The organism is uncultured Veillonella sp. (assembly GCF_938010505.1).
In the GTDB taxonomy this organism is placed as follows: domain Bacteria; phylum Bacillota; class Negativicutes; order Veillonellales; family Veillonellaceae; genus Veillonella.
The window spans coordinates 16708-28305 of sequence record NZ_CALLVP010000115.1 but is presented as its reverse complement, the minus strand read 5'-3'; the positions used below and the strand labels follow the sequence as shown (position 1 = coordinate 28305).

Here is an 11598-nt window from a genome sequence, read left to right as displayed (position 1 = left end):
CATTCAACGCCACATTCGCAGAACAGTTTTTTATAGCTTTCATAGTCACGAACCAATGGATATGTACGGAATGGATTTGCGTAAGGTTCGATAACAAGTGCATTTGGATCGACATGAGCATCGAGTTTTTCTGCCGTAGAGCGGCGAGTTGCAAGTGTTGCCCCCATAGTAGATGCCAATACTGGATCATCAATTTTAAGAATAGGTGGCAAAGTTTTATCTTTCATAAGCCATACTATGGCATTAACAGGTTCACCAACGTAGTTTACGCGATTATCTGTCCAGAATTGAGATTTGATAGCACGACCATTGCTATTACGCACGTCTTCGGCCAATACAACCTTGCGACCATCCTCATCCATTGTTACGCCTACGTTTTGTAGTGTTAACAAGAATTCATTAGCAGGATGTTCCACAGGGTAGTCTTGCATTTTATCAAAATATGTAGGTTCAAGCGCAATAGAACTCAAATCCTTTGTATTGATAACATACGCATCGTCATGCAAGATAGAAATATCATATCGACCACCATGTTTTTCATGAGTCAATGTGGATTTACCGGAACCGGACAAACCGAATACACCGATAGTATATGTTTTACCACCTTCAAGGTTGTAACGTTTCATACCGCCGTGGCATGCAACATAATCAAAGCGGTTTGCCAAGGACCACGCAAGTGTAAGCGTACCTTTTTTATGCTCACCGAAGTAACGCATACCAAGAATCATGGCACAGTTATGAGCAGGGTCAAAAATAGCAAGACCACCTGGATGACCTGGCACAACATAATCAGGATCAGAGTAAATATAGATATCGCCTTCTGGAATCTCTACACTATCGTTATAGAATTCTTTTACAGCCGCATCAAAGAACTTAAAGTTCATAAGCCAAGAATACAAAATAGATGCGTGATCTTTTGGAATCATCAAATGAGCACGAGCTGTGAATTTTTTATCAAGACCAACGATAGCTTCCGCAGAAATCCACTCTTTATTGCGGCTATCATATACTGCATCACGTGCAATATTAGCTAGTTCAACTTCATCTATGCCTTCATCGCCAATAATGCGGCGAGCTTTAGCATAGCGACCTGTAGTTTTACCATCGTTTGTAACAAGAACCTTTGCATCAGCTGGCAAACCTTGCTCTAATGGTTTAAATACTGGCATATCAAGGACGATAACACCTGGCTCTTCAGAGGCTAATTGATACGCTTGTGCCACAGATGTTACAGGAGTTACATTGTTCCCATAGAATGCAGTTTCAACTGTACTGCGCATCATAGAAAATAATGGGTTTGTTTTGATTTCACTTTGCTTCCAAACGCGTCTTGTCGACATAGTATCTAGATCCTCACCTTTAAATATATTAGTAATTTCTCTTGTAAAAGTAATTTTATATATGAAAACACTGCTTAGGCAAATACTTTCATTATTTTCTATTTTACCCTTTTCAATCAAATTTGTATACATAAAACAGATGATTTATAGAAAATTAATGTATGTTTATTTCAAATTAGTGCAACATATTTGTAATGCAATAAATTAATACCTAGCTGCATGAAACTATCAGTATACAATAGAACACCTTAAAAACTAGACATAGTGATAAAGTAACTAGTCACATTTACAAAGCAAACATTTAAATATCAACAAAAAGAGGCGAGCTCTTAGGACTCGCCTCTTTTCACGTTTAAAAGTGCAATTATTTCTTATCTTTATTGATAAATGCATCGATTTTGCTAATTAGATCATTTACCTCAAACTCACCGCGCTCTGCAATCATCTTGATGGTTGCCACCTTAGCCATTACTTTTACCATAGGTGTTTTTAATTTCTCAAACTTAGGATTTAAAGAAATCAAATGATCTACAATATCCGGACATTGTTTAATTAGATTAGACAATGTTGTTTTTGCATCGATATGGAATCGACCATTTGCATCAGTTGTTAATGGTTCTTCTTCTACCTCTTCTGCTGCCTCTTGAGCCAAGGATTTTTCTTTACCACCATCGCCTACAAAATCAGTTTTATCCCAAGTCAACAAGGTACGGGAACCTTCAAGTTCACGGATATGAGTACAGTCTTGCATCATTTCCAATACGCCGCGGAATTTACCATTTTCATCGCGCACTGCTGTGTAGATAACATAGATGAACAAACCTGGTTTATTGATCCAGAATTCCGCTTGGCTTTGTTCGCCAGAACGGAACTTCTCTACGATTTCTTCTACTATATGAACAGATTTTGCTGGGTGACAATTCTTCACCTCACGGCCGATAACGTTCGCACTGCGAGGGAAAATACGATGTGCCGTATCGCTGTAGAACTTAACTAGTTCATTTTCATCTACATAGGATAAATCTACCGGTAAATGACGGAACAACAAATTAATTTGCTCTAATGTCAATTTACCTGTGGCTACATCGAGAACTGCGTCCTTACCAACGGGCGCACCACCAACAGGGCCTACATATTTAGATAGCAAGCCGGCTAAATCATTTAAGAACTCGTTAGATACAGCACCACCTTGAGCTGAATTATTGCCATTCAATTGCGCCGCAGAATCATTGATACCTGGCACTACATATAAACCTGGCGCATTAATGATGGCATAACCAATTTCATGGTCATTTTTACTCATCCGAACAAACTCTTCGTCACTCAACAATTTATAAGACGTTGGCAATAAGACTTCTAGTTCTTTAGAATTCAAATCCCGTAATTTCGCCAGAGTTTCTGGCACAGACGCTAGGAATTCTTCATACTTATCTTCCCGAAGCAATGCATAGGATGCAGAGATAGCATCGCGCACAGCATCATCAAAGGTCCACATAATGCGCGTTGGGCGGTCAAAACCGTGGTCCTCAAGCATTGGATATAGTTGATTTTGCTTACGAGATAGATGAGTTCTCCACTCTGCTAAGGAATCAAAAACGCCGAGCCACGGATTTTTGATAAACTTCTCTTGTTTTAACAATTCGTCTGCTTCTAGGGCTACCTTTTCAACAGCGTTGATTTCTTCCAAGTATGCCCACAACGGATGGTTTTCAGGGTATTCATTTTCGGCACGTACTAAAACGCCGTCAAATAAATCTAAAAGATCATCCATTTTCTCTAGGATTTCTTCGTCTTTGTAAACACCTTTCAAGCTTTGCTCTGCGTAGGCAAACTCATCAGGCGTACAAGTACCTAGTTTCTCTTTTAAAATGCGATTGCCCTCTTCTAAGGACAATTTACCATCTAAATAATCTTCTTTAATGGACACAATAATTCTGTACCGTTCATTGTTAATATCTAGCTTTTGTTTTAATGGATTCATATGCTTATACCTCCACTGGCTAATCTATAATTATATTTTTATTATATCATTTTGAAAGTAATTTTCAGTTGCTACAGATACAATTTTGATTTATTTTTAAAATTTACGAATCAAATATTATGAAAATAAATAACTTTACTTTATTTTTTAGAATATTTTGGCATACAAAAACTGCACCTCAAAAGTTGTGTCCAAGTTTTAGGGTGCAGTTCTCTATAAGTGTCTTTAATTAGTTTTTAAAATCAATATATTCAGTTTTAGAAGATGCTACAGGTCTACCATTGGAATCTGTGGCAGGACTAAATCTCCATTTAGAAATAGTATCAACAATGGCTGCATCAAGAGCACTAGAGCCACTAGATGAGACAACTTCAACGTCCCCTACAGAACCATCTTCCCTGATGGTAAAACGTATATCCGCACCATGAGCTGCTTCACCATAGGCGGCAAGCAGAGCTCGGTCAATAGGTGGTGTAGCTATAGCTACTGGTGGATCATATGGAGCTGCCAACACAGAAGCTACCATACTCATTACAAACAATGAGCTTAAGATAATACAACGCAACACTTTATTCATCATTTTCTCCTTATTTAGCTTTCACAGCTTGCTTAGGCAGAGTAATTGTCATCCCAATAATGGATTCGTGTGCCTTTTGATCTGTGCCAATAGCAGGGGTAAACTTCCACTGCAAAATTGCTTTTTTTACTGCTTCATCAACAGGAGCATATCCAGAAGAGCGCTCTACGAAAACATTTTTAACATTACCTTTTTTATCAATCAAGAAGCGTACGCGCATATCAGGCGCTACCGTAGCGGTTTGAGGAATCTCAGGCAACTCTGGTTTTACAATAGTAACCTCTCTTGGAGATTCTAAAAACTTCGCCGCATCAGCTGTATAATCACCTAACATACCGAAAGATGCAACAAGTATAGCTGCAGCAGCGTATCGGAATAATTTATTCATAAGAAGCCTCCTTATTAACCTTTTATCTATGCATAATATCATACTAAATAAAGATGAATATTAAAAGAATAAATTCTTATTGATAAAATTTCTCATTTATGATATATTGGATTCAAGATAACTGTTCGAACTCACATATCTAGTTGATATGACAAAAAACTACACAAAGGAGGTTCATCATGAGACGTAGAAAGCGTATTCAAATGAAGGTCATGATGGTACTTGGTATCGTTGCCCTCGTTGGGCCTAGCCATCTACAAGCACTTATTCCCTAGATTATTTTGACCTTAGCAGAAGACCGTATAACTGCCACTAGCCGCTACGTTAGTAGCGGCTATTTTTCCGTTTAAATTCAGAGAGATATTTTCCTTCTTCAAATTATTTCATTATTAGAACAAAATATTTCCCTCAAACAAAGTCATTAATGTTTTTAAATTTAGTATCTATAAAAAAGGAGGCTTATTATGAAATTTAATCGAATTTTATTAGTCGTCGTATCATTAGCACTTATAGTATTTGCCCTTGCAGGCTGCGGAAAAGACACAGCCCAAGATAGTCAAAAAAAACTTAATGTCGTAGCTACTACAACGATGTTAACGGATTTAGTAAAAGAAATCGGCGGTGCCCATGTAACCGTACAAGGTCTCATGGGACCTGGTGTAGATCCTCACCTATATCAAGCGAGTGCAGGCGATGTAACAGCTATGTCTAAAGCGGATGTTGTAGTATATAACGGCATTCACTTGGAAGGTAAAATGGGCTCCATTTTCGATAACCTAACAAAGCAAAATAAAGCGACCATCCGCGTATCTGATGCCATTGATCCAGCTACATTGCTCGACTTTGACGAAGAAGATGGGGTAAAAACAAAAGACCCTCATATTTGGTTTGACGTGGCTAACTGGAAACTGGCAGCAAAAGCAGTATACGAAGGTCTTGCTAAAGCCGATCCGGCTCATAAAGAAGATTACAAAAAACGCTATGACGCATATCTTACTAAATTAGATGAAACTGATGCGTACGTTAAAGCTCAAGCAGAATCGATTCCGAAAGAATCTCGCGTACTCGTAACAGCTCACGATGCGTTCCAATACTTCGCTCGCGCGTACGGCTTTGAAGTAAAAGGTTTACAAGGTGTAAGTACTGCCACAGAAGCAGGTACACAAGATGTGAATAATCTAGTTCAATTCATTGTTGACCACAAAATCAAAGCTATTTTCGTAGAATCTTCTGTACCGCATAAAACTATCGAGGCTGTTCAAGAAGCAGCTAAAGCTAAAGGCTGGAACGTTTCCATTGGTGGTGAATTATACTCCGACTCCCTCGGTTCTGAAGGCACTGAAGGTGGCACATATATCGGTATGGTGAAAGCTAATATCGATACGATTACTAAGGCACTTAAATAATCATTTATTAGAGTTTCTTAATTAAATACAATAAAGTAAATTTACTTATACTAACTTAAATAGACTTAAATTTACTTTGTTATTGTAAGTACATGTGCTACTAGCAATTCACAGCTAGTAGCACTCATTAATACAAGGAGGTTTCCATGGAATGGGCCGTTGAAGTTGAAGATATGACCGTAGCATATACGACAAAACCCGTATTATGGGACGTAGATATGAAGGTACCCATCGGTTCCTTAGCGGCCATTGTCGGCCCTAATGGTGCCGGTAAATCCACATTATTAAAGGCCATGCTCGGCCTACTAACAGTTATCTCAGGAAGTGTAAAATTTTATATCGATCACCACTTAGCGATGGACAAAAACGATTACAAGAAAATCGCCTACGTCCCTCAAAGTGGCAGCGTAGACTGGGACTTTCCCACTACCGTACTGGATGTAGTCCTCATGGGCCGTTATGGTCATCTAGGTTGGTTCAAGCGACCTAGCAAAAAGGATAAGGAACTCGCCCTTTCCATGATAGAAAAAATGGGCATGAGCGACTATGTGGATCGACAAATTCGCCAACTTTCAGGGGGACAACAACAACGCGTCTTCCTCGCAAGAGCCCTCGTCCAAGAGGCAGATATTTACCTCATGGACGAACCCTTCAAGGGCGTCGATAAAACTACAGAGCATGCTATTATTTCTCTTTTACAAGAAATGAAAGCTCGAGGCAAAACGGTTATCGTCGTCCACCACGATTTAAATACGGTGCCCCAATATTTCGATTGGGTAACGATGGTAAACAAACAAACTGTCGCCTATGGTTCTGTAGCAGATACGTTTACGGACGAAGCTATTGAGCGCACCTACGGCAAAGGGAGGATTGTATGACCATATTCCAATCCTATACGACGCAGATGGTACTACTCGGCACGGCGTTATTAGGCCTCGCTAGTGGTATCGCTGGCACCTTTGCGGTACTTCGCAAGGAAAGCCTCATCGGTGACGGTCTATCACATGCGGCACTGCCCGGTGTGGTCATTGCCTTCTTGCTGACAGGCATTAAAGATATTGAGGTTCTCATCGTCGGTGCCGCACTTTCATCGATAACTGCGGCTTGGCTCATTACCATTACCGTAGAAAATAGCAAGATTAAATTTGATGGCGCTTTAGCCACCATACTCTCCGCCTTTTTTGGGCTCGGTATGGTATTGCTCACCTATGTACAAAGCTTAAACAATGCTGGTCAGGCGGGGCTTTCAAAATTTATATTTGGACAGGCCGCCACCATATTGGCGCGCGACGTATACATCACATCTGCAGCGGCGCTCATTATCATCGTGTTAACCGCATTATTCTGGAAGGAGTTAAAGCTCATCTCCTTCGATGTGGAATACGCCAAAACACTACAAATTCCCGTCACTTTCACCCTTATTTTATATCGTTCACTATTGATCATGACCATCATCATCGGCATTCAATCGGTAGGGGCTATCTTGATTAGTTCCCTCCTCATTGCACCCGCCGTTGGGGCAAGACAGTGGACGAATAAACTGGGCACCATGTGTATATTAGCAGGTCTTTTCGGCATGATATCTGCCATCGGCGGTACTATCTGGAGTACAGCGGTCCCCAAATTACCGACAGGTCCAGCTATCATCGTCATTTTATCGATTCTCGTATTATTGAGTCTCATCTTTGCTCCTAACAGAGGTATGCTCTGGCAGTTCCGCAAAAATAGACGGTCAAAGCACGCATTATTGTTAGAAACCACAAGAGCTCCCAAATTCAAGGCACAGCAAAGTATTTACGTAGCAGAGGACGCACAACCTCGCATAGGAGGTGCCCCATGACAGTTCATACAGAGATATTGCTCATTGCCATTGCGGTGTCCATCGCATGTGCCATCCCTGGGGTCTTCCTCGTATTGCGTCGCATGTCCATGATGGCCGATGCCATTACGCACACCGTATTCCTCGGCATCGTGCTCGCTTTCTTTATGACGGAAGATTTAAACTCTCCATTTCTACTCGTCGGGGCTACCTTAGTTGGTGTAGGCACCGTATGGCTTACGGAAATGATACACAATACTGGCCTCGTCAACGAAGATGCATCTATCGGTATCATCTTCCCACTTCTATTCTCCATCGCCATCATCTTGGTCAGCTTATACAGCGGTAATGCTCATCTCGATGTAGATACCGCATTACTCGGCGAGATAGCCTTTGCCCCCTTTGATCGATGGATTGTGAATAGCAACGATTTAGGACCTGTATCGTTATGGGTTTCCCTAGGCGTGGCGCTCATCAATTTAATTTTAGTCATGCTATTCTACAAGGAATTGCAACTCTCCACCTTTGATCCGCTACTAGCGGGGCTCTTCGGCTTTATGCCAGCCCTCATCCACTATGTACTCATGACCATGGTATCCCTCACCGTTGTGGCCTCGTTCCAAGCAGTAGGTGCCATTCTCGTCATCGGTCTCATGATAGGACCTGCAGCCATCGCTTATTTATGGACGGACTCTGTGAAAGCCATGCTTACTAGTAGTATCATCATCGGTATTATCTGTGCCGTTATCGGTACGGAAGTAGCTTTCACCATGGACGTATCCATCGCGGGTTCCATTGCTACCACCATCGGTATCGCACTGATTATCGCTGTTATCGCAACACCGAAGACTGGCTATATCGCCACATACCGCCGTCAACGTCATTTGCGTCGCCATTATCGGGAAACGATGATGCTATGCCATATTTATACACATATGGATACACCTATCGCGCACGTTGAAAACGGCATTGGCACCATTCACGAGCATTTGAACTGGAGACCTGATTATACTCATCAAGCTGCTTCACAGCTAAAAAAACAAGGCCTATTATATGTGACAAATGGACACTACGTGCTTACTGATAAAGGAATTGCACAGGTTAAGGAAATTATTTAAAACACAAAAATAGCAGCGTTAAATAATTTAACGTTGCTATTTTTATATTATAACTTCATTTTTATTTACTACATAACCCTTACATTATTTTTAAATGGTTTCTTAAAGTTTACATAAGTACTACTCAATATATCAAACGACTTAACCTCTATATGATTTTTTTATTTAATATTATATTCTTTATAAATAAATCTTGTTCATGAATTCGAATATCTCTGAAAAAAGCTTCTTTTTCAGCGTTTGGGATACCATAATTAATCAGCTTCAATATTTGACGCTTTTCCCATAAATCCGCCCTATTATAATACTCTCTAATTTCAAGAATTTCTCCTCTTCCCAATTTATCATTCATTGCTTCTAATAAAGCACGGCCAATATAATCGCCTGAATTCCGTCGTAATCGTCTAAAAGAATTTAACAAAATCTCTTTATTGGGCACAGATGACTCAGCATACAACTTAACCAAAGAAACCTGAATATATTCTGGAATATCATTATTTAGCAGCCAGCTCTTAAAATCTTCTTGAATCTGAGCAATATTTGTGGCTGGAATATCAGGATACTTTAAAATTGTATCTATAAAGTAGGGAATAAATTGAGGGTATTTCTCTAAGATTTTAGGTATTTGAACTAAATAGTCATATTGCTCTTGAGCAATAATTGTTTTTATCAGAGTAGTAACCTGCTTTTCTTCTAAAATTACACTTTGATTTGCTTCAATTAACAACTCAGACAAATCCTTTTCTTTAAAATTATTAATTTCTGAGTCAGATAATCGCCTAAATTTTAAAGGTACTAACCCTGCATAACCTCTTATTATAATTGAGCTTGTAAGTACTTTCTTATTCTCTGTATTAGACTCTTGATCCTTTGAAACCTCAGAAATATTCCTAATCTTAGTTTTTTGAGTATTCAAAAAAAGCCCTTCTTTACTCAAACGATGAGTTAGTAATGCTAGACTATTATGAGCTTCAGCTGCATTTTTAGCAAAAATTCTATAATCATCTACAAATCTACAAAAATCAATACCTTTTGAGATTAAATAATTATCAACCTCTATTAAAGCAACTTCAGCTAATATTCTTGAGGCATTTGATCCTACTGGTAATCCATATGAATCTCTATTAGCCCAAAATAGTAGTAAGGAATTAATAAGTTTAATTATATCTTTATCTATATTAGGATTAGAATTTAAAACAGATTCAATTCTATGTATATTAACTCTATCATAAAAATTAGATATATCGCATTCTACAACTACTTTATTTTTCTTATACTTTGACTTATTAGAAACAGTTTCTCTGAATGATGTTAAATTATATTTACCATCAAATATTTTCTCACCAAAATCTCCAAATCGATAAGAAAAAACACGTTTTTTACTTTTATTAACTCTCATTTTTTCTATTTCATTAGAAATAGTTAATAGCAATGTCAAAAAAACTATTTCATCATAAACATCAATCAATGCACATTTTCGATAGTCAGATAAATTTTTCTTTGGCACTAATACATGTCCTAATTTATGAATTTTCAAATCAGAAAAATTATTTTTATTTATAGAAAACTGTACAGCCTTACAAACCTCATCTTTAAAATTCTGATCTTTTAAAAGATCAATTTCAAATGCTCTATTAAATAGTGAAACATCTGTAGTGCCTTCACTTATTATATTTATTATTGCTCTAAAACAAGCTTTTGTTATTATTCTTTTATTAAGCATAAAATCTCTAATTATCTCCCTTTTCTCAACTAGAAATTCCCCTTACAACAAATATAGTAATCTAATATATTACAAGTATTATTCCTCCTCTATGCAGCATTATTAAACCCCACTTATATTACTATAAGAATTAAATCAATTATAGTTATATTTTATTCCTCATGAAATATAAACTCAAGATATTTACTTTTCCACCCTTGCCAAAGGAACAACTTAAGCTAATAACTATAATTATTTATAAAAAATACCGGTACCAAGGTTATCTTGGTACCAGTTAATTTTATGTAAAAACTTTTATTTAAACAGGCAATCCGAATTGTTTAGTATCAATCCAATCCATAGATAGGAGAGACCAAAAGTCTTTTGCCAGTCCGTTTAGTACATAATCATAAGGAATCCATCCGTAGCCTTCTTGGCCCCATTTAGTGCCCCAAGAATTTCGTATCAACAAGGCACCTTTTGTGGACTGATTGTCTCTCGTATTAACAATCACTTTGTCATCGTCATAGCCTACAGCCATAATCGCATGCCCCCATTGAGCTTGCTCATTTTGGCAAGGATATGGAATAGATCCAGGCTCATCGCCAGCTTCAAAGGACGGAAACCCGAAGAAACCAAACATCGCCGGAATACCGGCAGCTAAATAGGTCTTAACACTCGCTAAAACCTCATCTTTTGGCACGTCCTTACTAATCGGATCATGACAGAAATAGTTAACAGCAGAAAAATGATTGGCTAACGAGTAAAGGAATGCATCGGGTTCGCTATCCCAATCCGGATTTACCGTTTCCCCATCAAGGGTATACGGTAAATATTTTTCATCTGGAACGCCGAACAATACAAGTGCTCCCATTGCCGACCGAAGCCAAGCCCCGGAATCACCAACGGAAAGCATGAGCTTTCTCGTCGCTTTATACACAAATAATCGGGAGCCTTCCATATGAATCCCATACGCTCTTTTTTGGAAATACTCTACCATGCCCACGACGGCATTAGCTGTGCAAGATCCAAGGGTTAGCTGATCCTCTACAGGCGAGCACCATTCCCGAAGATCAATAGAACTAGGTATTTCGTTTGCATTTTCCAAATTGTCCGCTTCATTGATGCCAAGACGCATGGAAAGAGCGGCAACAACAGGATGTTCATTCGAATAATCTCGCAAATCGGGAAGTGGCGGCAACCAACCTGTAGTAAGTGGTTCACCGGCTTTACAGCCTCTCATAAATTTTCTTTGTCCATATAGTGA

The 11598-nt window shown here is 38.8% G+C and carries 10 protein-coding genes; 4 read left to right on the top strand and 6 right to left on the bottom strand.

The window, feature by feature from the left end:
- From Q0507_RS07170 to Q0507_RS07155, 4 genes are all read right to left on the bottom strand, one after another.
- On the bottom strand, positions 1 to 1340 hold a 1340-nt coding region (locus Q0507_RS07170), incomplete at its 3' end, for a phosphoenolpyruvate carboxykinase (ATP) (protein ID WP_298714454.1).
- A gap of 364 nt (positions 1341 to 1704) precedes the next feature.
- Positions 1705 to 3321, bottom strand: coding sequence for a PAS domain-containing protein (locus Q0507_RS07165; protein ID WP_298714453.1), 1617 nt, complete (start codon positions 3319 to 3321; stop codon positions 1705 to 1707).
- Between the two features lie 229 nt (positions 3322 to 3550).
- Positions 3551 to 3898, bottom strand: a complete 348-nt coding sequence (locus Q0507_RS07160) for an energy transducer TonB (protein ID WP_298714460.1) — start codon at positions 3896 to 3898, stop codon at positions 3551 to 3553.
- Between the two features lie 10 nt (positions 3899 to 3908).
- A complete protein-coding gene (locus Q0507_RS07155) occupies positions 3909 to 4286 on the bottom strand; it encodes an energy transducer TonB (RefSeq protein ID WP_298714449.1) in 378 nt (125 codons plus the stop codon).
- A gap of 464 nt (positions 4287 to 4750) precedes the next feature.
- On the opposite strand from Q0507_RS07155, the gene Q0507_RS07150 reads away from it, so the two are divergent.
- From Q0507_RS07150 to Q0507_RS07135, 4 genes are all read left to right on the top strand, one after another.
- Positions 4751 to 5692, top strand: a complete 942-nt coding sequence (locus Q0507_RS07150; protein ID WP_298714446.1) for a metal ABC transporter solute-binding protein, Zn/Mn family — start codon at positions 4751 to 4753, stop codon at positions 5690 to 5692.
- 146 nt (positions 5693 to 5838) lie between these two features.
- Positions 5839 to 6570 carry a metal ABC transporter ATP-binding protein gene (locus tag Q0507_RS07145; RefSeq protein ID WP_298714443.1) on the top strand — a complete coding sequence of 244 codons (732 nt, stop codon included), beginning with the start codon at positions 5839 to 5841 and terminating at the stop codon, positions 6568 to 6570.
- Positions 6567 to 7532 (top strand): metal ABC transporter permease, encoded by a 966-nt coding sequence (locus Q0507_RS07140; protein ID WP_298714440.1) that lies wholly within the window; start codon positions 6567 to 6569, stop codon positions 7530 to 7532. Before Q0507_RS07145 ends, Q0507_RS07140 begins: the two co-directional genes overlap by 4 nt.
- Positions 7529 to 8629: a metal ABC transporter permease gene (locus Q0507_RS07135; protein WP_298714437.1), complete on the top strand. Its 1101-nt coding sequence runs from the start codon at positions 7529 to 7531 to the stop codon at positions 8627 to 8629. Before Q0507_RS07140 ends, Q0507_RS07135 begins: the two co-directional genes overlap by 4 nt.
- A 148-nt stretch (positions 8630 to 8777) precedes the next feature.
- On the opposite strand, the gene Q0507_RS07130 is transcribed toward Q0507_RS07135, so the two are convergent.
- Positions 8778 to 10352: an RNA-directed DNA polymerase gene (locus Q0507_RS07130; protein ID WP_298714435.1), complete on the bottom strand. Its 1575-nt coding sequence runs from the start codon at positions 10350 to 10352 to the stop codon at positions 8778 to 8780.
- 298 nt (positions 10353 to 10650) lie between these two features.
- Complete coding sequence (locus tag Q0507_RS07125) at positions 10651 to 11574, bottom strand: C1 family peptidase (RefSeq protein ID WP_196484503.1); 924 nt, start codon at positions 11572 to 11574, stop codon at positions 10651 to 10653.
- Positions 11575 to 11598 lie beyond the last annotated feature (24 nt).